Annotated in this window: 23 protein-coding genes; 18 read left to right on the plus strand and 5 right to left on the minus strand. The window is 65.3% G+C overall.

Features of this window, described 5'->3' with window-relative positions; translation table 11 throughout:
• Window positions 1–38 precede the first annotated feature (38 nt).
• Together OUO20_RS21590 and OUO20_RS21595 are read right to left on the minus strand one after the other, a co-directional pair.
• Window positions 39–566 (minus strand): LysR substrate-binding domain-containing protein, encoded by a 528-nt coding sequence (locus OUO20_RS21590; RefSeq protein ID WP_326498051.1) that lies wholly within the window; start codon window positions 564–566, stop codon window positions 39–41.
• A complete protein-coding gene (locus OUO20_RS21595) occupies window positions 518–985 on the minus strand; it encodes a LysR family transcriptional regulator (protein ID WP_326498052.1) in 468 nt (155 codons plus the stop codon). Before OUO20_RS21595 ends, OUO20_RS21590 begins: the two co-directional genes overlap by 49 nt.
• A gap of 377 nt (window positions 986–1,362) precedes the next feature.
• Here OUO20_RS21595 and OUO20_RS18170 point away from each other — a divergent pair, with 377 nt between their 5' ends.
• From OUO20_RS18170 to OUO20_RS18220, 11 genes are all read left to right on the plus strand, one after another.
• On the plus strand, window positions 1,363–2,514 hold the full coding sequence (locus OUO20_RS18170) for an ABC transporter substrate-binding protein (RefSeq protein ID WP_268002325.1): 1,152 nt from the start codon (window positions 1,363–1,365) through the stop codon (window positions 2,512–2,514).
• 201 nt (window positions 2,515–2,715) lie between these two features.
• The gene (locus OUO20_RS18175) at window positions 2,716–3,528 is read left to right on the plus strand and encodes a carbohydrate ABC transporter permease (protein ID WP_268002326.1); all 813 of its coding nucleotides are present in this window, start codon (window positions 2,716–2,718) and stop codon (window positions 3,526–3,528) included.
• 3 nt (window positions 3,529–3,531) lie between these two features.
• Entirely contained in the window at window positions 3,532–4,368 is an 837-nt protein-coding gene (locus OUO20_RS18180) for a carbohydrate ABC transporter permease (protein ID WP_268002327.1), read from the plus strand.
• A gap of 139 nt (window positions 4,369–4,507) precedes the next feature.
• Entirely contained in the window at window positions 4,508–5,281 is a 774-nt protein-coding gene (locus OUO20_RS18185; protein WP_268002328.1) for a TIM barrel protein, read from the plus strand.
• Window positions 5,278–6,837 (plus strand): GMC oxidoreductase, encoded by a 1,560-nt coding sequence (locus OUO20_RS18190; protein WP_268002329.1) that lies wholly within the window; start codon window positions 5,278–5,280, stop codon window positions 6,835–6,837. Before OUO20_RS18185 ends, OUO20_RS18190 begins: the two co-directional genes overlap by 4 nt.
• A gap of 87 nt (window positions 6,838–6,924) precedes the next feature.
• Window positions 6,925–7,320: a C-glycoside deglycosidase beta subunit domain-containing protein gene (locus OUO20_RS18195; RefSeq protein ID WP_268002330.1), complete on the plus strand. Its 396-nt coding sequence runs from the start codon at window positions 6,925–6,927 to the stop codon at window positions 7,318–7,320.
• Window positions 7,317–8,420, plus strand: a complete 1,104-nt coding sequence (locus tag OUO20_RS18200; RefSeq protein WP_268002331.1) for a sugar phosphate isomerase/epimerase family protein — start codon at window positions 7,317–7,319, stop codon at window positions 8,418–8,420. The genes OUO20_RS18195 and OUO20_RS18200 overlap by 4 nt, the downstream gene beginning before the upstream one ends.
• Before the next feature lie 20 nt (window positions 8,421–8,440).
• The gene (locus OUO20_RS18205) at window positions 8,441–9,499 is read left to right on the plus strand and encodes a sugar phosphate isomerase/epimerase family protein (protein WP_268002332.1); all 1,059 of its coding nucleotides are present in this window, start codon (window positions 8,441–8,443) and stop codon (window positions 9,497–9,499) included.
• Between the two features lie 8 nt (window positions 9,500–9,507).
• A complete protein-coding gene (locus OUO20_RS18210) occupies window positions 9,508–9,906 on the plus strand; it encodes a C-glycoside deglycosidase beta subunit domain-containing protein (protein ID WP_268002333.1) in 399 nt (132 codons plus the stop codon).
• Window positions 9,903–11,090 carry a Gfo/Idh/MocA family protein gene (locus OUO20_RS18215; protein ID WP_268002334.1) on the plus strand — a complete coding sequence of 396 codons (1,188 nt, stop codon included), beginning with the start codon at window positions 9,903–9,905 and terminating at the stop codon, window positions 11,088–11,090. The genes OUO20_RS18210 and OUO20_RS18215 overlap by 4 nt, the downstream gene beginning before the upstream one ends.
• Window positions 11,091–11,104: 14 nt before the next feature.
• On the plus strand, window positions 11,105–12,109 hold the full coding sequence (locus OUO20_RS18220; protein ID WP_268002335.1) for a sugar phosphate isomerase/epimerase family protein: 1,005 nt from the start codon (window positions 11,105–11,107) through the stop codon (window positions 12,107–12,109).
• 71 nt (window positions 12,110–12,180) lie between these two features.
• Here the strand turns inward: OUO20_RS18220 and OUO20_RS18225 are convergent, their stop codons facing one another.
• Window positions 12,181–13,173: a restriction endonuclease subunit R gene (locus tag OUO20_RS18225; RefSeq protein WP_268002336.1), complete on the minus strand. Its 993-nt coding sequence runs from the start codon at window positions 13,171–13,173 to the stop codon at window positions 12,181–12,183.
• 68 nt (window positions 13,174–13,241) lie between these two features.
• Here OUO20_RS18225 and OUO20_RS18230 point away from each other — a divergent pair, with 68 nt between their 5' ends.
• Window positions 13,242–13,658 carry a C-glycoside deglycosidase beta subunit domain-containing protein gene (locus OUO20_RS18230; RefSeq protein ID WP_268002337.1) on the plus strand — a complete coding sequence of 139 codons (417 nt, stop codon included), beginning with the start codon at window positions 13,242–13,244 and terminating at the stop codon, window positions 13,656–13,658.
• A 25-nt stretch (window positions 13,659–13,683) separates the two neighbouring features.
• Here the strand turns inward: OUO20_RS18230 and OUO20_RS18235 are convergent, their stop codons facing one another.
• Together OUO20_RS18235 and OUO20_RS18240 are read right to left on the minus strand one after the other, a co-directional pair.
• On the minus strand, window positions 13,684–14,682 hold the full coding sequence (locus tag OUO20_RS18235) for an ROK family protein (protein WP_268002338.1): 999 nt from the start codon (window positions 14,680–14,682) through the stop codon (window positions 13,684–13,686).
• Window positions 14,643–14,945 (minus strand): hypothetical protein, encoded by a 303-nt coding sequence (locus OUO20_RS18240; protein ID WP_268002339.1) that lies wholly within the window; start codon window positions 14,943–14,945, stop codon window positions 14,643–14,645. The genes OUO20_RS18235 and OUO20_RS18240 overlap by 40 nt, the downstream gene beginning before the upstream one ends.
• Before the next feature lie 299 nt (window positions 14,946–15,244).
• Here OUO20_RS18240 and OUO20_RS18245 point away from each other — a divergent pair, with 299 nt between their 5' ends.
• From OUO20_RS18245 to OUO20_RS18270, 6 genes are all read left to right on the plus strand, one after another.
• Window positions 15,245–16,090, plus strand: coding sequence for a Gfo/Idh/MocA family protein (locus OUO20_RS18245; protein ID WP_268002340.1), 846 nt, complete (start codon window positions 15,245–15,247; stop codon window positions 16,088–16,090).
• Window positions 16,087–16,881: a hypothetical protein gene (locus tag OUO20_RS18250; protein WP_268002341.1), complete on the plus strand. Its 795-nt coding sequence runs from the start codon at window positions 16,087–16,089 to the stop codon at window positions 16,879–16,881. The genes OUO20_RS18245 and OUO20_RS18250 overlap by 4 nt, the downstream gene beginning before the upstream one ends.
• Before the next feature lie 172 nt (window positions 16,882–17,053).
• Window positions 17,054–18,550, plus strand: a complete 1,497-nt coding sequence (locus OUO20_RS18255) for an MFS transporter (protein WP_268002342.1) — start codon at window positions 17,054–17,056, stop codon at window positions 18,548–18,550.
• 16 nt (window positions 18,551–18,566) lie between these two features.
• Window positions 18,567–20,135, plus strand: coding sequence for a GMC oxidoreductase (locus tag OUO20_RS18260; RefSeq protein WP_268002343.1), 1,569 nt, complete (start codon window positions 18,567–18,569; stop codon window positions 20,133–20,135).
• A gap of 64 nt (window positions 20,136–20,199) precedes the next feature.
• Window positions 20,200–21,162, plus strand: a complete 963-nt coding sequence (locus tag OUO20_RS18265) for a LysR family transcriptional regulator (protein WP_268002344.1) — start codon at window positions 20,200–20,202, stop codon at window positions 21,160–21,162.
• 131 nt (window positions 21,163–21,293) lie between these two features.
• The gene (locus tag OUO20_RS18270; protein ID WP_268002345.1) at window positions 21,294–21,857 is read left to right on the plus strand and encodes a DoxX family protein; all 564 of its coding nucleotides are present in this window, start codon (window positions 21,294–21,296) and stop codon (window positions 21,855–21,857) included.
• Window positions 21,858–21,986 lie beyond the last annotated feature (129 nt).

The following is a 21,986-nucleotide window of genomic DNA, read 5'->3' on the forward strand; positions in this document are numbered from 1 at the left end:
TCGGTGCCCGTCCGTTCGCCCGGCCGGGCACTGAGGCTTTAAGCGGGGACTTGAGGGGCGTCCCTGGCGGCTACAATCTCCGCGGCCTCCTTGAAAAGGTCCCGCATCCACTCATGTTCAGAGTCCCGGTCGTGTACTGGATGCCACCAGAGGGCGTTGACCAGGGGAGTGGCGTCAAACGGCAGCGGCAGGATGCGCACGCCGCCCAACTGAAGGGCAAACGGTGCGAGGGCGGCCTGGATCAGCCCTATTCGCTGCGTGCCCACTACGAAGTGCGGGAGGGAGAGAAAGCTTTCAACCACGACGTCCACGCGCGGCTCGATCCCTAGCTGCTGGATTTGGCGCTGGGCGGAAGTGAACGCGGACCGGGATTGAAAGGTCATTACCCAGGTGAGCTCTGCAATGTTCTCCATGGTGATCTGCTGGCCTACTGCATCATTGGACGAGGAGACAACGGCCATCCAGCCGTCCCGCCACAAATCCTGGTACGGCAGCCCGTTTAGGAAGCCGTGCGGGATCACCATGCCGTCCACGGAGCGAAGCCGGTTGGCGGCATCCTCCACCACCAGGGGATTGTGTAGCATGAACCGGAACCGGACCCCGGAGCGCGCTCGGCGGCAAGCTCGGAAACGACTCGTCCGATCGTGCTGAAGCCATAGTCCGAACCGTAAATCGAGAATTCACGTTCGGATTCCGACGGCTCCCATGTCGCCTGGCTTTCAAAAACCCGGCGGGCCGCCTCCAGCGCGGTGGTGGTGTGCTCGGCAAGCCGCAAGGCGAAGGGGGTGAGCTCATACGCGTTGCCCCTCCGCGCCAGGATGGGATCGCCGAAGTGTGACCGCAGCCGTCCCAGCGACGCGCTCAGGGCCGGCTGGCTTAGGTGCAGCCGTTCCGCCGCCCTCGTCACGCTGCGCTCCGTGATGAGCGCGTCGAGCGAGATCAGCAGATTGAGGTCAAGCCGGGAGAGCAGGAAGTAGTTGGTCACGGACAGGTCCTTCGGAATGGTGAAGTACGTTACGTCAGCATATCAGCGCGACCAATGACCACTACCGCAACATCACGCTCCGCGATATAGCAAGAGGTGGTTTGCGCACCACTGCCTGACTTATGTCTGTCATAGCAAAGACTTATGTGCTTTTCCTGCACATCTACTACATACTGGTGAGTGACCGGGGTCACCGTTCCCCCGGAAGTTCTTCGACAACGAAGTCTGAAAGGCTGAACATGGCACAGCATCGCCACTCTGCGGCTATGAAGGTTATCGGCGCTCTCGCCGTCCCAACCATCGCCGCCCTTGCTCTCACCGGTTGCTCCAGCTCCGCTGGCAGCACCGCACCGTCGAATGGGTCCAAGGAGTTTTCCTTGTCATTCGCCACGTCGAACACCATCGAGAGCCCGTTCCAGACGCTCGCTGAGGACTACATGAAGTCCCACTCCGATGTGAAGATCACTTTCAACCCGCAGCCCAATGACTCCTATGACCAGACCCTGCGCACCCAGCTCCAGGCAGGCAACGCCTCAGACATCGTGGTGACCTCACCCGGCTCCGGAACGGGGCGCAGCATCCTGCCGCTGGCCGAGGCCGGTTTCCTTGAGCCGCTGGACGACGCCGCCAAGGAACTGCTTCCCGAGGGAAGCGCCACCACCTTCGGCCACGATGGGAAGGTATACGGCCAGGCCACGGAAATCACTGTCGCTGCCCTTGTCTCGAATGAGACTGCCGCAGAGGCAGCAGGCGGCTTCCCCTCGGATTTTTCCGGCCTCCAGGACCAGTGCAAGGCTCTGGAATCGACCGGTAAGTCCCTCTTTGCCCTCGCCGGAGCGGCGCCTCCCAACACCGGCCTGATGGCAATGTCGCTGGCTGCGTCGCGCGTCTACGCCGAAGACCCGAAGTGGAACGACAAGCGTGCCGCCAAGGAGACCACCTTCGCCGGCTCCGCCGGCTGGAAGTCAGCCCTCGAAGCAGTCAACACCCTGAAGGATGCGGGCTGCTTCCAGAAAGGTGCTGCGGGCGGCGGTTTCGACGCCATCACCAAGGGCCTTGCCGGCGGAACATCCGTGAGCGGCTTCATCCCGGCTCCCAGCTGGAAGCAGCTGGAGTCCGCTGCCGGGGGTGCCAAGTTCGCTGTACGGGCGCTGCCGGCCGAAAGCACGAGCAAGAGCTACGTCTTCGCCAGCGCAAACTACGCCTTTTCCATCAACGCAGCCTCGAAGAACAAGGATGCCGCAAAGGCATTCCTTGACTGGGCCGCTGAGCCTGAGCAGACCAAGGCATTCGCCGAGATCGACGGCGCGCTGCCGGTGACCGGCCTGGACAAGTACGACTTCGGAAGCGGCGCCTACAAGAACGTCGGCGACCTGATCAAGGACGGAAAGTACGGCCCCCTGCCGAACATCCAGTGGCCCAACTCCGCGGTCTACGACGCGCTGGCCACAGGGGTCCAGGGCATCATCACGGGCCAGAAGAGCCCCGACCAGGTCCTGCAGGCCATGGACGCCGCCTGGGGACAGTAGACCGTTCTCCACCATCACCGTTCCAACCACTCAAAGGGACAAGCAAGGAAATACCATGACTGCGACGATGCAACCCAAAAGCGAAGCAGCAGAAGCACCCCGGCGAGGCAGGCGCACCCCGGGAGCGGGCCAGAAGGCCCGCTCCGCGGCCGCGGCCTGGAGTTCGGACACTGGTGGTGGGCCCTGCCCGGGATCGCCCTGGTGTTTGCCATCCACTACGTGGCAACCGGAATCGGCGGCTTCTTCGCCTTTACCAACTGGACGGGCATCGGCGCGTTCAAGATCACGGGCTGGGCCAACTTTGAAGCAATCTTCAAGGATCCAACAAAAGTCGGAGCCCTCTCCAACACCCTCTTCCTTGCTTTTGGCTCGGTTCTCCTGGGTAACATCGCCGGGCTGGTCATCGCATTGGGCCTGAACCGCGTCCTCAAGACGCGCTACATCCTTCGCACACTCTTCTTTATGCCGGTGGTGCTCAGCCCGCTGGCCACGGCCTACATCTGGAAGTACATCTTCGACTTCGAGGGTCCGCTCAATGCCTTCCTGAAGGCCATCGGCGCCGGCGGCCAGGCCAAGCCATGGCTTGCCGATCCGCAGTGGGCTATCTGGACCGTCCTTGTGGTGCTGGTCTGGTCCTCCACCGGGTTCGCCATGGTGATCTTCATGGCGGGCCTTGCCGGAGTTCCGGTGGAAGTGGAGGAAGCGGCGGCCATCGACGGCGCCAACCTGTGGCAGCGCTTCCGGAACGTCACTCTGCCGGCCATCCGTCCCGCCGTCGCCATCGCAACGACACTCGGCATTGTGCAGGGCCTCCGCGTCTTCGACCCCATCATGGCGCTCACCGGCGGTGGTCCCGCCGGTGCAACCGAGACGCTGGCCACCCAGGTCTACAAGCAGGCGTTTGCACTGGGCAACTTTGGCGGCGGCGCCGCACTGGCCCTGGTGCTTGCCGCGATCATCCTGATCTTCGCCGTGCTCCAGCAGCGGCTGACGCGATCGAACCCTGAGGACTAACCCATGTTCCGCTACACCAAATTGACCCTGCTCCGGGAAATCGGCCTCTGGGCCCTGGCCCTGGTCTTTCTCGCCCCGTTCTACTTCCTGCTGACCACCGCCCTGAAGCCGGACAGCGAAATGTACACCACATCGGCCTTGGCCCTTCCCGCCAATCCGGACTTCAGCAACTTTGTGAAGGTTCTGACGGCCACGGGCAACTCAAACGTCGTCGCGGGCCTGGTCAACAGCCTCATCATCACCGCCGGGAGCATCGTCGGGCTGATCGCGCTGGGGTCGATTACCGGCTACGTCATTTCCCGCAGCACCCGCCGCTGGAGCAAGGCGGCCTACTACCTCTTCCTTGTAGCCATTATTCTTCCCGGCCAGCTCGGAGCCGTGCCGCTGTACATGGGCGCGCGTGCCCTCGGGCTGACCGGATCCGCGTGGGGCCTGATTGTCCTGTATACCGGGATGCTTTTGCCGCTGTCGATCTTCCTGTACGCGAACTTCTTCCGCGGCCTGGGCACGGACTACGAGGAAGCGGCCACCATCGACGGTGCCACCAAGACGCAGATCTTTTCCAAGGTGGTGTTTCCCATGATGGCCCCAGCCACCGGAACGGTCACCATCTTCGCCGGGCTCATCGTGTGGAACGACTTCTTCACGTCACTGATCTTCCTGGGCGGATCCGCCAACCAGACCCTGCCGGTAGCCATGTACTACTTCATCGGCTCACTGGTATCGAAGTGGAACTCCATCTTCGCCATCGTCATCGTGTCGATGATCCCCATCCTGGCGCTGTTCCTCTTCGCTCAGAAGCGCTTCATCCAGGGTTTCTCCGGCGGCCTGAAGGGCTAAGCCTCTACACCTGGAGAACCACGGGGCGTTGAACCACACGATTGACCTGCCATGGTCCGTCGCGCCCAAAAGCCGGTCCAAGTCGGGCCTTGCGGCCACCCAATTCCTACTGAACACCTCAACTACCCAGGAGTCACGCATGTACCAACTCGCGCCCAACATCGACCTGCTGTTCACCGAGGCCGGGGACGCCGCCGACCGCGTCCGCGCCGCTGCTGCCGCAGGCTTCGATGCCGTGGAAATGTGGGGCCCCACGGGCAAGGACATCCCGGCCCTCAAGGCAGCACTTGAGGAAACCGGGGTCCAGCTCACCGCACAGCTGGCCGAGCCCCGGATGCAGTTCATGATCCCGCCCAAGGACCACGCCCCCTTCTACACAGGCCTGGACGCCGGAGTCGAGGTGGCCCGACAGCTTGGCTGCCCGCGGATCGTGGTGGGCAGCGGCACCGGTTTCGGCGGTCGCAAGCGCCAGGACCAGCTGGATGAACTCATCGATATTTTCACCCGCGGCGTCGCGCACATCGAGGGTTCCGGCATAACGCTGGTCCTTGAACCTGTGAACATCAGGGTGGACCACCCCGGGGCACTCCTGGACCGGACTTCCGAAGCGGTCTACGTTGCCAAGGGCGTCGGCTCGCCCAACTTTGGCGTCCTCTACGACCTCTACCACTCCACCATTGAGGGGGAGGATGTGGCGGCAGAGCTTGCCAATGCCGGCGACCTTATCAAGTACGTCCAGATCGCCGATGCCCCAGGGCGCGGGGAGCCCGGGTCCGGCTCCATCGACTGGCTTGCCCGCTTCGCCGACCTGCGGACCAGCGGCTACGCCGGCCCCGTCGGCCTGGAGTACTACCCGACCATCGACTCGGCCAAGTCCGTCCGCCGGATTCAGGAACTGGTGGCAGGACGGTGAGCGGCAGCCGCTACCCCGACTCCGTGGACGTTGCCATCGTTGGCAGCGGCCCCACGGCGTCGGCCTACGCCCGGATCCTTAGTGAGGAAGCACCGGGCGCCACTATTGCGATGTTCGAAGTCGGCCCGACCGTCAGCAACCCACCCGGCGCCCACGTCAAGAACATCGAGGATCCGGAAAGCAGAAGCCTCGCCCAGCGTGCATCGGAAGGTCCCGGGGCCGGCGCCGTAACAGTGAACTCGCCGGGCGCCGTCAAGAGCGGCGAACGCCGGGCGCGTCCGGGAACGTATCTTCTGCAGGACGGCTACGCCTTGCCCGGCGAGGACGGAATGCCCGTGGCAGCCATGTCCAGCAACGTGGGCGGCATGGCCGCCCACTGGACCGCCGCCTGCCCGCGCCCGGGCGGCAAGGAACGCATCCCCTTCCTGCCCGATCTCGAAGAGCTCCTGAACGACGCTGACCGCTTGCTCGGCGTCACCACCTCCGCTTTCGACGGCGCACCTTTCTCGGACCTGGTCCGCGAACGCCTCGCCGCCGTCGTGGATCATGGCCGGAAGCCTGCCTGTCGCGTCCGGCCCATGCCCCTTGCTGTCCACCGGCGGAAAGACGGCGCCCTTGTGTGGTCCGGCTCCGACGTCGTGATGGGTGGGGTCACCCGCGAAAACCCGCAGTTTGAATTGTTTGATGAATCGCTGGTGACCCGTGTGCTGGTGGAGGACGGCATGGCTGCCGGCATCGAAGTCCGGGACCGCCGCAGCGGTGAAACTTATCAGATGGCCGCCCGTTTTGTTGTGGTGGGGGCGGACGCCCTGCGCACGCCACAGCTGCTGTGGGCTTCCGGGATCCGGCCCGACGCCCTGGGCCGCTACCTCAACGACCAAGCGCAGGTGGTGTTCGCCAGCAGGCTGCGCGATGTCCAACCTGAGGACGCGCCGGCAGCCGCCAGCGGCGCGCTCAGTGAGCAGAGCGGAGTGGCTTGGGTTCCCTACACGGACGAGGCGCCCTTCCACGGCCAGATCATGCAGCTGGATGCCTCCCCGGTTCCCCTGGCTGACGACGATCCCGTTGTCCCGGGCTCCATCGTGGGGCTGGGCCTGTTCTGCGCCAAGGACCTGCAGCGCGAGGACCGGGTGGCGTTCGACGACGATACCCGTGACTCCTACGGGATGCCCGCCATGCGCATCCACTACCGCCTCACCGAGCGGGACCACGAGGTACTGGAGCGTGCCAGGCAGGAGATTGTGCGCCTGGGCAAGGCTGTGGGCGAACCGCTGGACGAGCGGCCCTTCGTCCTGCCACCCGGAGCGTCCCTGCACTACCAGGGCACCACGCGCATGGGGCAGACGGACGACGGCGAGAGTGTCTGCTCGCCCGACAGCCAGGTATGGCAGGTCCCCGGCCTCTTCGTGGCCGGCAACGGCGTCATCCCCACCGCCACGGCGTGCAATCCCACGCTGACGGCAGTAGCGCTCGCCGTGCGCGGAGCACGAAAAGTTGCAGAAAAGCTCCAAAGCTCTTTACTTATGTCTGAATCAGACAATAAAGTGAGCAAATAGAGACGAAGTGTCCGGCTCAGGTCATTCTGTTCAAGTACAAGCATTTTTATAGCACCGGCAGGGCATGCCGTAGACAAGGAGGTCTCGATGATTGCCGACCGCATAATCGAGCAAGGAACATTGACCATCCGGGATGGCCGGGCGGCCGTCGAAGTCCGGATCCCGTGGTACCGCGCCCTCCCCGGCTCGTGCATCGCCGGGGCGGCACTGACTGTTGACGGCGTGGCCGCACCCGAAGATTCGCTGCGGTGGACCATGAACGACCGCACGTTCAGCTTTGAAGATCTCGTGGATGAGACCGGCGAATGGTGGTACCCGCTGGACTCGGCCGTCCTGTCCGGCGATCTTCCCATCGAGGACGGCCAGGCCGAGCATGAGGTCCGGGTGGACCTGAAGCTCTACATCCCGTACATCATCACCGACCACGGCGTGCTGCACATCGAAGAGCACGACACCAAGACCATGAAGGTGGCACAGCGATGACCAGCCTTGGCACGCCGATCCAGGGCGTCACCCTTTACAGCTTTACCCGCGCCTTCCATGCCCGGCAGTACGACCTTGACGGCCTCATCCGAAAGGTGGCGGCCGAAGGATTCGGTCCGGGGCTTGAGGTTATTGGCTTCTCCAGCCTGCGCGGCTTTCCGGACCGCATCGATGACACCTTTGTTGGGCAGTTCCGGGACCTGGTGGCAGAGGTGGACCTCCTCCCCACCTCGCTGGCGGTCAACGTGGACACCGGCATCCGGCGGGACCGGCTGATGAACCACGACGAGCTGGTCGAATATATGCGCAAGCAGATCGAGGTGGCCGCCCGCCTCGGCTTCCCGATCGCCCGCGTGCAGATCTCGCTGACGCCCGACGCCATGGAGAGCCTGCTGCCCGTGGCCGAGAAGTACGGTGTGACCCTGGCCCTGGAAGTCCATGCGGACCAGCACGGCGCGCACGAACGGGTGCTCGCGCTCCGTGACCGCTACGAAAAGCTCGATTCCCCACTGCTTGGCTTCACTGCCGACTGGGGTGCCACCGTGACCGGTTTTGCCCCCTCGCTGCTCGAGGCCTATCGCCGCCGGGGCGCGTCGGAAGACCTACTGCGGCAGGTGGTTGAGCTGTGGGACGGCTTCTACGCCGAGGGCCCGCCCAACACCCAGAAGGTTCACGGTGAACGCTTCGGTGCCTTCATCGGCTTGGCCGCCCGGAACGGCAGGCCCGACCTAGGCATCGACTTCGGCATTAACGGAACAGGGCTTTTCGGTCCTGCCCCGCTGGATACCTGGCTGGAGATCATGCCCTGGGTGCGCCATGTGCACGGCAAGTTCTTCGGCATCGATGAGAACGGCGAAGAGCCCTCCGTGCCCGTGCGCGGCCTGGTCCGGCAGCTCGTGGAGAACGGCTACTCCGGGGCCATCTCCAGCGAGTACGAAGGCTGGCACTGGAACAACTGGCAGGACCCGTTCGAGATCATCCGCGGCGAGCAGGCCGTGCAGCGTTCAGCCGCGGCCAATGCCGGTTCCGCCATGATCACCGACGCTTCCGAAGCCCGCCGCATCCTCAGCAGCCACCTCGCCCAGCCCGTCCGCGGCTGACACCGAAGGGATCACAGAACATGTCAGAAGGAATCGCAGGCTCGGGCATCGAGCTTGGCATCACCCTTTACTCACTCACCTCCGAATTCGCCGCCGGGCTTTACACCCCTGAGACCCTGATCAAGGCCGTCGCCGATGAAGGCCTCGGGCCGGGCGTGGAGTTCAACATTGCGCAGATGCTGCGCACGTACCCGGACGTGGACGACGAGTTCGTCCGCCTGTGGCGGGACAGCATGGACCGCTACGGCCTGACCCCCAGTGCCGTGGGCACCAACCTGGACATGGGCCGCCGCAAGGACCGCGACATGACGCCGGACGAGGAGTTCGACTTCTTCGCCAGGCAGCTCAAGACCGCCAACACGCTGGGCTTCAACAAGATCGTCATCCGGTCCGCGGGCAAGGAGCTGCTCCGCCGGCTGCTTCCGCTGGCCGAGAAGTACGACCAGAAGCTCGGCTACGAGATCCACGCGCCCCAGGGTCCGAATGATCCCAAGATTCTGCAGATCCGCGAGATGTATGAGGAGCTCGGCAGCGACCGGCTGGGCTTCACGGCAGACTTCAGTTCCACCATGCACAGCCTGTCGCCCACCCTCTTCCGGACCCTGACCCAGATGGGACTGCCCGGGGAGCACTTCGCTGTCATGCAGGACATCTGGCGCAAGCCCCTGCCCATGCAGGAGCGCAACCAGGAGTTCGAGGACTACCTGCGCGAAAACAACTTCGACCCCGCCCGGCTGGGCCCGTTCACCCGGCTCGCGTTCAACATGCATGGACTGGTCCCGCCGGAGGAGTGGCTGGACATCATGCCGCAGATGTTCCACGTCCACGCGAAGTTCTACGACATCGACGGGAACGGCAACGAGCCCGCCATGGACATCCCGCGCATCGTGCGCCAGTTCGTCAAGGGCGGCTACCAGGGCTTCCTCTCCAGCGAGTGGGAAGGCCATGCATTCGCCGACCTGGGCGAATCGGACCCCATCGACCTGGTGAAAAAGCAGCACGCCCTGATGCGGCGCGCTATCGAAGAATCCGTCGAAACAACTGTTTCCAACCCGACCTTGGTCGAGACTGCGAAGTAAGGAAAGCCATGGCAACTCACAACTCCCTGTTCCAGGATGCCGACGTCCGCAGGCACCCCGAGGGCATTTCGGTGTCCGTGCAACTGCCCTGGTACCGCAGCCTCTGGCTGTCCGCTGTGGACGATGTTGCGGCCACGGTCAACGGGGTGGCCATCTCCAAGGAAGCCCTCCGCTTCGAGCTGCAGGGGAAGTCCTATCCCATCGCGGAGCTGCCCGAGCAATGGGAAACCCTGTGGTTCGTCGCTGACAAGCCGGACGTCGTCATCTCCCTGGACCGCATCCCCGATGCGGGCGAGGAGATCGACGTCGAAATCATCCTTACCCTCCGCCTGCTTTACATGCAGATCGCGCCCACGCGCTACGTCGGAAACCGGGTGGCGGTTGAGCGCAAGGTAGTGCTGGCATGACAACCCTGCGGGTGGCCATGATCGGTTACGGGTTCATGGGCGCTGCCCACTCCCAGGGCTGGCGGACAGCACCGCGCGTGTTCGACCTGCCGGCTGAACCGGAAATGGCCGTCGTGGTGGGGCGCACCGCTGACGCAGTGGCGGACGCAGCGCAAAAGTGGGGCTGGACTGAGTCCGCCACGGACTGGCGCGAGGTCATCGCCCGGGACGATATAGACGTCGTCGACATCGTCACCCCCGGCGATTCCCACGCCGAGATCGCGATCGCAGCACTCGACGCCGGGAAGCACGTTCTCTGCGAAAAGCCGCTGGCGAATACGGTGGCCGAAGCAGAAGCCATGGCTGAGGCAGCTGAACGTGCTGCTGCCCGGGGCGTCCGGGCGATGGTGGGATTCACCTACCGGCGCGTTCCCGCCGTCACGTTCCTGCGGAACCTGATCGCCGAAGGCGCTGTGGGGACCATCAACCAGGTGCGTGCCTCATACAGGCAGGACTGGCTGGTGGACCCGGAGATGCCGCTGGCGTGGCGCCTGCAGAAGGAACATGCCGGCTCAGGGGCGCTGGGGGACATCGGCGCCCACGCGATCGACCTGGCGCAGTTCGTGACCGGGTTGAACCTGGAAAAGGTGTCCGGCACCATCGACACCATCGTCAAGGAACGGCCGCTCCTTGACTCGGGTTCCGGACTCTCCGGCACCGCCGGTGCCGGCAAGGGCCAGGTAACCGTGGATGACATCGCCATCTTCACAGGACGGTTCGAATCCGGTGCACTGGCGTCGTTCGAGGCCTCGCGTTTTGCCACCGGGCGCAAGAACGCGCTGCAGATCGAAGTCTCGGGGGACAAGGGCGCACTGGCCTTCGACCTCGAGGACCTCAACAGCTTGCAGTTCTACGACCGGACGGCACCTGTGGACCGCCAGGGTTTCCGGAAAATCCTGGTCACCGAGGCTGAGCATCCCTACGTTTCGGGGTGGTGGCCTTCCGGGCACATGCTCGGTTACGAACATGGGTTCTCCCACCAGGTCAAGGACCTCGTGGAGGCGATTGCCAGCGGTACCGATCCCCACCCCACGTTCGGTGACGGGCTGCGGGTGCAGCGGGTGCTCGACGCCGTCGAGCGCAGTTCCGAAAATGACTCCGCCTGGACGCGCGTTGCCGCCCGTGTCCCCGTCCAGGCCGGCTAGAAAAGGGAAAGTACATGGCACGACCAATCACCTTGTTCACCGGTCAGTGGGCTGACCTGCCGTTCGAGGAGGTGGCCCGGCTCGCTGGCGAGTGGGGCTACGACGGGCTGGAAATCGCCTGCTGGGGCGATCACCTGGACCCGTGGCGCTGGGATGACGACGCCTATGTCCAGGAAAAACTCGACATTCTGGAACGCCACGGCCTCAAGGTGTGGACCATCTCCAACCACCTCAAGGGCCAAGCCGTTTGCGATGACCCCATCGACGAACGGCACCGCGGCATCGTGCCGGACATTGTCTGGGGCGACGGCGATCCTGAAGGAGTGCGCCGCCGTGCAGCGGAGGAAATGAAGAACACCGCCCGCCTTGCCGCGAAGCTCGGCGTGAAGACGGTGACCGGCTTCACGGGCTCGTCCATCTGGAAGTACGTGGCGATGTTCCCGCCGGCCTCCGAAAAAATGGTGGACGCCGGGTACCAGGATTTTGCTGACCGGTGGAACCCCATCCTTGACGTCTTTGACGAGGAAGGGGCCAGGTTTGCCCACGAGGTTCATCCTTCAGAGATCGCGTACGACTACTGGACCACGCAGCGCGCACTGGAGGCGATCGGGCACCGTGAGGCCTTCGGGCTGAACTGGGACCCGAGCCACATGGTCTGGCAGGACATCGACCCCGTGGGGTTCCTATGGGACTTCAAAAATCACATCTACCACGTGCACTGCAAGGACACGAAGAAGCGTCTGGCCAACGGCCGCAACGGCCGGCTCTCATCCCACCTGCCCTGGGCGGACCCACGGCGCGGCTGGGACTTCATCTCCACCGGCCACGGCGACGTGCCGTGGGAGGACGCCTTCCGGATGCTCAATTCCATCAACTACCGCGGCCCTCTGTCCGTGGAGTGGGAGGACGCCGGCATGGACCGCCTGGACGGCGCCCCCGAAGCTCTGGCATTCGTCCGCAGGCTTTCCAGTTACGAGCCTTCAGCGGCGGCTTTCGACGCTGCCTTCAGCACCAAATAGCAACTTCGACAACCAAACGGCCGGCCCCGGGAACTCCCGGGGCCGGCCGTTCTGCTGTTCAACTTCAAGGCTCAACTGACGGACACCAAGGCCGCCTCCGCCAGTGCAAGATGCCGCCGTGTCATATCCGTGGGGTCGTCCTGCAGCCACTCGTGGCCGCCCCACTCGCTGGTGAGCGTGCCGCTGAAGCCGTGGCGGCCCAGGAGGGCGCCCAGGTCCCGCAGCGGCTGCGAAACGCGCCCGCCGTCGTCGTGCAGGTCCCAGAACTTCAGGTGGAAGGCCCCGACCAGGGGAAGGACCCCTTGCAGGTCCGCGGCATCACTGCGGCCGAACCGGATGAGCAGGTTCATAAAGAGGGTGTGAATCCGTGGGGCAACTTTTCCTGAGCGGAGCAGGGCAGTGACGGCGTCGATGGTGGATGGGTCCCGCCAGTCATTCTCCAGCCGCGCCACGAAGTCCTGCGGCATGCCGCCCCGGCGCAGTTCGTCCAGGTAGGTGATGGGAAGGGCGGGCATCAGCATGCTGATGTCCACGAGCACCCGTACGTGGTCATCTCCGAGGGCGGCTATCGTTTCGAGGGCAGGCTCGACGGCGGCGCTGTCCGGAGCCTGCCGCCCCTGGATTTCCTCGTACAGCACCAGGTCGAGCTCATGCAGGACTGGCTGGACCAGAGTGAGCAGTTCCGTCCCCGCCTGTCCGATCGGGAGCCGGATTCCGCTGGCTCCAACGCGGTCCGCGGCATGGATCTGGGGGACCAGGAAGTCCAAACGCTCCTGCAGGGTACGGCGCTCCGTGCGCGAGGAGAAGTCGTCCAGGCTGGTCCCAACAATGCTGATGGATCCGCCCTTTGCCGCCAAGGAAGCCCGCAACCCCTCGACTTCGTCGTCATGCGGGGCCGGAAAGGACCGCCACACCAGTCCGGGCTCCAGTTCGACCGTTTTCACCACAGAATCCGCGATGTCAGTGACGATGTCCTGGGCCGTCCGGTGGGCGGCGATGATGTCAGGAGTCCAGTTGAAGGAGCTGGCGCAAAGCGTCCAGCTCCTTGGAATTTCGGGAGCCATAAGGCACCTTCCCATTTATGCCTGTTAATGACAAACTTATGTCAGTTTCAGGATAAAGGATGGAAGTCATGTTGGAAACTGCTGTGCGCGAGGATGCGCTGACCACCACTCCGGAAGGTTTTGAACTGCGCATCAGCCTGCCGTGGATCCGCTCAATGCCGCTCTCCAGCACCTCCGGTCTCAAGGTGGAGGTGGACGGCGTTCCGCTGGCCCCGGGGGAGTTGGCGGTGATGCTCGGGTCCCGATGCGTTTCCCCGGGGTCGCTGCAGGAAGAGCGGGCCTGGTGGTTCGTGCAGGACAGGCTTGTGCTGGCAGGCGGGCGCAGGCTTTCAGGCGGGACGCACGCTGTCGCCGTAGACTTCCAGCTGATGGTGCCGTACCTGCAGGCACGGCCCGGCACTCCCCTGGTCTTGCCGCTCCATCTGGAGGCCCGGCTGGAGCTTGACCGGGCGCCGGTGCCCAGCGTCTCCCGCGACGTCGCCTGAGCGGCGCGCCCCGAGCCGTGGAATATTAGGCGGGAACGGCAACCCGTTCCGGTGACGGGCGGCCCTCGCCGAACCAGCGCGGGAAGGTGACATCGAACAGCTGCTCGCGGGCCAGTTCGGCGCCGCCGCGCAACGGCTCCCTCTCGTCATTTACGGAGAGAGTGATGGTGAGATCGCGGGTGGCAAGGGGCAGTGACAGTTCGTAGACCCGCTGCCGCACCTCCGCCAGGAAGACCTCACCGGCAGATCCCATAGCCCCGCCGATGACGATCACTCCCGGGTTGAACATGTTGACCAGCGCAGATATCGTCTCGCCGGCTACCCGGGCCGATTTCTGGACGAGGGAGATAGCCAGGGCGTCCCCGGCCTGCGCTGCGAGAGTGATCTCCTCAAGCGATAGCCCGCCCTTCCTGGCCGCCGCGGCAAGTTTGGTGTTGGCCCCGTCCTTGATGGCCGCTTCTGCGTCCCGCACCAGGGCCCAGCCGCCGGCCACCGCCTCCAGGCAGCCGATCTTGCCGCAGCGGCATTGGGCATCGGAATCCGAAACCCTGACATGGCCGATATCACCTGCCGCACCGTTTGCGCCACGGTGGATCCTGCCCTTGGAGAGCAGGCCCGCTCCGATGCCCGAGCCGATTTTGCAGTAGATGAGGTCCACGAGGGAGTCTCGCCGCCGGGCGCGTTCACCAAGGGCCAGCAGATTGGAATCGTTGTCCACCCACACGGGGGCATTGAAACGCTCCTCAAACGGCGTCCGGACATCGAAGCCGTTCCAGCCGGGCATGATCGGCGGCGCTACGGGTTGTCCCGTGGCGAAGTCGACCGGCCCGGGAAGCCCCACCACCACGGCCCACGTTGGCACTTTTGGATGTTTCTTGAGCACGTCGTCCACGAGGGCAAGTACGGCGTCGATGGTGTTCTCAGGTCCCTGGGCGATGTCCCAGGTGCGGTGCTCGTGGTCCACGATGTCGCCGTCGAGCGCCGCTATACCCACCCTGATATGGGCCGCCCCGAGGGCACACACGATGATCCGCCCCTGCTCGGCCCGGAAGCGCAGCGTGCGCGGCGCGCGGCCGCCGGACGAAGCGCCGAATTCCCCTCGCCGAGGAAGCCGATCGAGATGGCCTGGTCAACGCGCTGACTCACTACGCCCCTGCCCAGGCCCGTGACCTTTCCGATTTCCGGGCGGGTAGTGGCTTCACCCGTGCGCACCAAATTGACGATCCGCAGCAGGCTGGTCACTTCGTCCGTCTGTGCTCCAAAGCGGAGGGTGGAGTCTGTCGTCATGGCAACAATTCTCACACAGAGGGGCGCACTAACGTACAGTTATGCGGGACTATAGCTAAAACATTCCGTACTTATGAATAATAAAGACATAAGAAAGGGGCGACGATGCCTTGGAATGTAGGGATTCTCGGGGCGGGGCCGGGTGTCGCGGCCCTGCACCTGCCGGTACTGGGGCGGCTTGCTGACCTGTTCAGCGTGGTGCACGTTGCGGATGCCGGCAGCGGGCGCGCCCGGGCCCTGGCCGAACGGCATGGTGCACGCTGGTCGGAGGGGAGGCGGACCTGCTGGCAGATCCGGCCGTGGACGTGGTGGCCATCTGCAGCCCGCCCCGTGAGCACTTCCGTCAAATCCTGGCGGCACTCACCGCGGGCAAGCGCGCCATTTTCTGCGAGAAGCCGCTGGCCACCAGCACGGAGGAAGCTGATCTCATTGTCTCCGCATGCCGTGAGGCAGGGGCCACCCTGCTGCTGGGGACGAATCATCTGTTCGACGCCGCATGGGGGCGCGCCAAGCACCACCTTGTGGCGCTGGAGGGCAGGGTGCAGGCCATCTCGGTGACGCTCGCGCTTCCGCCGAATGACAGGTACCACCGCCTGGTTGGCGAAGGCGGCCCTTTGCAAACAGCCCGGCGCGGACGCCCGGACCTTGGCAACCCAGCTGAGGCGGCGGGCGTTTTGCGGCAGCTGCTCACCGGTCTCGCAATCCATGATCTGCCAGCGGTGAGGGACATTGCGCCGGGCATCGACGAAGTGGTCTACGCGCGGATCGTTTCCCCGATCGGCTACCTGGTGGGGTACCGGGCCGGAGGGGTCCTGGTCCAGCTGGCGCTCACCATGCTCCCGGAGGGGCCGGATGCGCTGTGGCGAATGAGCATCGCCACCTCCCATGACCGGATCGAGGTGAATTTTCCGCCCGCCTTTGTCCATGCTGGCAGCGCCGCCATCCGGGTGCGGAGCGTGGACGGGAAGTGGACAGAGTATCCGCGTGAAGACGAAGACGGCTATGTGGCTGAGTGGCGCCTGCTCGCCGCGCTCCTTCAAGGGGATGCCCTCGTGGAGTACGACAAACTGCTGGCTGACGCACAGTATGCAATCGACCTGGCCGATGCCGCCGCGGCGAAAGTTCTTGAAGGGGCGCCGCATTGAATCAGGATCGGGCGTTCAGCATCGTCCCGGCTTTGCCCGCCTACACGGCCGCTGTCGCCGAGCTGCCCGTGAGTGCCGTACTCACGGAGGATTTGCGTGGTGCGGTGGCGGTGGTGCCCGGAACCGGCGATTGGTGGCAGGGGCTGCTGGCCGCCCGCGCCGGCGGAGCGTCAGCGGTGGTGCTGGCTGATCCTGCAGTCCTTCCGCGGAGAACCGTTGAGTCCGAGCGGTGGCCCGGGGGCATCCCGGTGATCGTTGAACGCCCCCGCCTGCGCCCCGACGTTGTCGCTGATGCGACCCAGGCAAGGGGCGGCAGCCCCGCCCGGATCATCACGGTTGAGTGTGCCGCCCCCGCTGCAGGCGTTGGTGCGCTCATCCGCGACGGTTTCGGCTGGATGCGCTCCCTTGCCGGCGGTTCCCTGGCGCTCCAGTCAAGCGTGGCCACTGCACACAGCAGGATCGCACTCCTGAATTCAGGCGAGTACACGGGTGAGGCTGTTCCCGCCACCCTTTCGGCAACCGCCATCGGGGGTCACCACAGGGGAGGCCTGCTCCAGGTGCTGGCCCTGGGGGAGGTGCGGACGGAAGTGACGGTCGACCAGCCAGCCGGGCTCGCCAAGGTGGAGAGCTTCACGGGTGAGGGGGCGTTTCGGACTCCAGTGCGATATGAGTCCTCAGCCCGTCTGGCCCTCCGCCGGGCGATCGACGCTTGCTTGTCGGACCGACCGCCAGCTGATCTGGAGGAGCTGCTGAAGGACATGGCATTGACCCAGGCGCTGCTTGATGCGTAGAACGCTGCCAGGCCTAGGCGTCGGTTTCCGGCACGCTTATGTTGCTTTTCGACTAAAGTGCAGTACTATGGATAGTGGCGCCGGGGTTCCTTCCGGACCCGTTCTCCGGCGTGATGGTGCACCGGAGGCACACCACGTCGCGTCGACGACCCGATCGTTCGGGTAGATCACTATGCCACTTTCGCCTCTAAGACTCCGCCTCCTTGTTGTCTCCCTGCTTTCGGTCTCCTTCCTCGGGGCCCTGGACCACACCGTCGTGTCCACTTCCCTCGCCACCATTTCCGGTCAACTGGGCGCACTGACGCTGATGAGCTGGGTAGTTGTGGGCTACACCCTCGCGAGCACCGTGCTGCTGCCGGTACTCGGCAAACTGGGTGACGTGCTGGGCGCCCGCCGCATCTTCATCTTCTCGCTGGTGATGTTCCTGGCCGCCTCACTGGCCTGCGGCTTCGCCACGGACATGGCCTGGCTAATTGCCGCGCGTGTCCTGCAGGGCATGAGCTCCGCAGGCCTGCAGTTGATGTCCCAGACCATCATTGCGCGCGTCACCACGCAGCGGGAACGGCCCCGCTACATGGCCATTATCGGCGCGGCCTTCCCCATCGCCATCCTGGTGGGCCCCGTCCTGGGTGGTGCCATCACCGACTACTGGGGCTGGCAGTGGGTCTTCTGGATCAACATCCCCGTGGGTGCAGCGGCCCTCGGCCTTGCCCTCATCGCTGTGCCGCACCTGGAGCCCGGCCCCATGCCCCGCCACTTTGATGTTGCCGGGGCTGCCGTCTTCACCACCGCCCTGGTGGCGCTCGTACTCGCCGTTACCTGGGCCGCCGAACGCAGCGCAGGCTCCGCCACTGCCGCCGCGCTCGCTGTGAGTCTCGCCGGCTTTGCTGCCTTCTTCTTCATCGAGCGGCGTGCATCCGAACCCATCGTGCCGCTCCACTTCTTTGCCAACCGGACCATCGCTGCAGGCACGGCACTCTCGGCGATTATCGGCGTCGGCCTCTTCTCCATCACCGCCTACCTGCCCACGTACTTCCAAATGGCATACCAGACCACCGCCACCGTGTCCGGGCTGGTCCCCATCGCCACCGTGTTCGGCATGCTGATCAGCAACCTGCTGACCGGATGGCTGGCCAGCCGGACAGGGCAATACCGGATTTTCCCGATCCTGGGAACCTCGATGGGGGCCGCCGGGCTTTTGGTGATGGCCATGCTGTCCGCGGGCCTTCCGCTGTGGGTTCCCATGATGGTGATGGCTGTGGTGGGGATGGGCACCGGGGCGTTTATGAGCCTGATTGTGGCAGTAGTTCAGGGCGCCGTGCCCGCCAGCCAAACCGGCACCATCACGGCCACCATCAACCTGGTGCGGCAGGTGGGATCCACGGTGGCGACGGCGGTCATCGGCGGAGTGATTGGCTTCGGCGTTGCAGATCTCCTGCCGGCAGGCCTTGATGCTTCCACCCTGACGCCGCAGCTGGTCCACGGGGCGGCGCCGGCCGTCCAGGCCACCGTTGCGCAGATCTACAGCTCAGTCTTCACACCCATCTTCATTACCCTGGCGGCCACCTACGCGGTGGGGATTGTCGCGGCGGTCCTGCTTCCGCATGGACGCCTCTCCGACGAACCCGTTCCCGCTTCCACCACCACTTCCGAATCCCTCTCGGCCTGATTTCAAAGGAGACATCATGTCCAACCCCACTATCGCCGTCGTCGGCAGCGGACCCATTGGTTCCACTTACGCCCGGGTGCTCCTGGAGCAGGTCCCGAACGCGCGGGTGGTGATGTTCGAAGCCGGGCCGCAGCTCACCGACGTCCCCGGCGAGAGCGTCCGCAACATCCCCGATCATGCCGAGAAGGCGCGTGCCCGGGAGATGTCCCAGGGGCCGCAGGCCGGTGAGTACCGGGAATCGCTCGGCATTCCGGCAGCTACCGTCACCGAGGGCATGTTCACCGCCCGGCAGGGCACCCACCTCCTCGACTTCGGGGGCGCGGGCTCCGCCCACGCCCCCTCCTTCCCGGCCGCGGCTGCGGCCACCAACGTGGGCGGCCAGGGCGCCCACTGGACCTGCGCGACGCCGTCGCCCGCCTTCAGCGAAAAGATCCCCTTCATCGCCGACGACGAGTGGGACGGCCTGGTTGAGGACGCCAAGCAGCTCCTGCACGTCCACAGCGCCGCGTTTGCGGACTCCAAGGTGGGCGAAGCCATTCGGTCCCTCCTTGACGAAGAGTTCGGCGCGGAGCTGCCGGAGGGCTACGGTGTGGATACGCTTCCGGTGGCCGGGGACCCGCAGCCGGACGGGTCCGTGCGCTGGGCGGGGGCCGACGTCGTCCTCGGACCGCTGATCGACAAGGACAGCCCGCTCTCGCAGCAGTTCGAACTCCGCGACCTCACCCTGGTCCGCCGGGTGGAGCTGGACGGACGGCGTGTCACGGGCGTCACGGTGGAGGACCTGCGCACGGGGGAGATTTCCTTTGTGGCGGCTGACATCGTGGTAGTGGCCGCCGACGCCTTCCGCTCGCCGCAGCTTTTGTGGGCCTCCGGCGTCCGGCCGAAAGCCCTGGGCCACTACCTGACCGAGCACCCCGTGGTGATCTCCACGGTGGCGCTCGACGCAGAAAAGATGCAGCGCTATGCCACGGAGAAGGACCTGACAGCCGAACTGGCCCGGCGCTCGCTCAACCCCGCGGATCCGGTGGCGGCGGTGAACCGCATCCCCTTCTCCGAGCCCGAGCACCCGTTCTCCGTGCAGGTGATGTACACGGAAACCACGCCATTCCCTATGGAGCCAGGCACCCCCTACTCGGAGAACCGCTGGGGCTACGTCAACATGGGCTACGGCATGCGAAAGCACCCCCGCTTCGAGGACGCCGTCACGTTCGATGACAACGAGTCGGACTACCGCGGCTTCCCCAACATGACCATCGAGTATGCGCTCACAGACCGGGAAGGAGCCGAGATTGCCCAGGCCACCGAGCGGCTGCGGCGTGCGGGCAAGGCGCTGGGCGTCTTCGTGGCCGAGCCCAGGCTGATGCCGAACGGCTCCAGCCTGCACTACCAGGGCACCATGCGGATGGGAGCTGCCGACGACGGCACCTCCGTGGCGGATCCGTGGTCGAGGGTGTGGGGCTACGAGAACCTGCTGGTGGGCGGCAACGCACTGATTCCGACGGCGACAGCCATGAACCCGACGCTGATGAGTGTGGCCATCGCTGTTCGCGGCGCCCGGAAGGTTGCCGGGGAGCTGGGTTCCTGACCTGGGGAACCGCAGCAGGCGGCGGTCGGAAGAGGAGAACCCGGGGCATGGATAACCTGTAGGCATGAAGAACCTGGACCTGAACCTGCTGCCCCACCTGCAGGTCCTGCTGGAACTCCGGAACATCACCCGGGCAGCGGAGCGGCTCCAGCTCAGTCAGCCGGCCACCAGTGCGGCGATGGCCCGGCTCCGGCGCCATTTCGACGACGAGCTCCTAGTCCGCAACGGCCGCACGTATGACCTCACGCCCTTTGCCCAGTCCTTGGTCCCGCTGGTTGATGAAGCAATGCTCCACATCCAGCGGGCCACGCGCGTGCGGTCCGGGTTCGACGCCGCCACCAGCGAACGGGAGTTCGTGATTGCTGCCTCGGACTATGCGGCCGCGCTGATTGTGGGACCGCTGCGCGGGATCCTTCGGGACGAAGCGCCTGGTGTGTCGGTGGATTTCGTTCCCACCGCCGGCTCGGGGATCCAGGGCCAGATGGCTGATTACTCCAAGATCGACCTGCTGGTGGGACCAACGGGATACCAGATGCAGGGAGCCAGCAAGCAGCTCTTCCGTGACAGCTTCGTGGCCGTGGCCGACGCCGGCAACCCCCTGCTCCAGCAGCCCCGCCTGACCCTCGAAGACCTGACCGCGGTGCCGCACGCCGTCGGCTATTTCGGCGAGGGCATCAGCACCCCGGCAGACAAGCTGTTCGAGTCCCGGGGCATCCAACGCCGGGTGGCAGCCGTGGTGTCCGGCTTCCTGTCCCTCCCGCTCCTGGTCGAAGGCACCGACCTTGTGGCACTCGTCCCCCGGATGCTGGCCGGACGCGCCCAGCGCGGCGCGGACATCGTCGTGCTGGAGTTCTCCGGAGAAGGCGAAGCGTCACTCGTGGAGGCCATGTACTGGCACCCGTCCCAAGCGGAGGACCCGGCCAACGTGTGGCTGCGGTCCGTGGTCCAGCGCTCCTGCGCCCGGCTCCACGAGCTCTTCCCCGTCAACGCCCATCCCGTGGCCGTCCACGCGCGGAATACCCTATAGGACACGGCTTGGTCCCACAGCCGGAGGGGGTACCCTGCGTGGCCTTCCTCCCGTGACCGGCAGGTTGCGCACTCGTAGGCTCGTGCTGAAGCGAGCCGCGCAGCGACTCATGCAACCCACGGAGGACTGTTATGAGCAATGTAACCACCAGCCCCGAGGCCGCGGCCGCCGCACAGACCCTGTTCCGGGTGGCGTTGGGAGGAGTGCTGGCGGCCCACGGAACCCAAAAACTCTTCGGCTGGTTCGGCGGGGGAGGCGTCGACGGCACGAGCAAGGGCATGCACGCCATGGGCTTCCGGCCCGCAAAACCCAGTGCCGTCCTTGCGGGCGTAGGTGAAGCAGGAGCCGGCCTGGCCTTGGCCCTGGGCATGGCCACTCCTGCCGCCGGCGCCGCTGCCGCAACCACCATGGGCGTAGCAGCCAGCGTCCATGCCCCGAACGGCTTCTTCGCCCAAGAGGGCGGCCTCGAGTACCCAGCCGTGCTGGGCCTGGCAGCCGCGGCCTTCACTATCGGCGGCTCCGGCCCGTTCTCCCTGGATGCCCTCACCGGTCATGTCCTGGACCGGCCCTGGATGCGGATTACCGCGCTGGCGATGATCCCCACCGCTATCGCGGTTCAGATTTACCGTCGGGAGCAGGCCCTCGCCGCCGACGCTGCGGCTCCGGCCGACGGGACGGCCGCAGCAGAGGGCTAATTTCCCATCTCGTTCCCCAACTGGGTAGCGCCAGGTGTCGTTCTGGCGCTACAAAACGACATCTGGCGCTACCTGGTTGGGATGGGGGTGACCACCACTGTCCAGCCCTCGGGCTGAAGGGAAACCACC

It is taken from the genome of Arthrobacter sp. FX8 (assembly GCF_026723805.1).
In the GTDB taxonomy this organism is placed as follows: domain Bacteria; phylum Actinomycetota; class Actinomycetes; order Actinomycetales; family Micrococcaceae; genus Arthrobacter.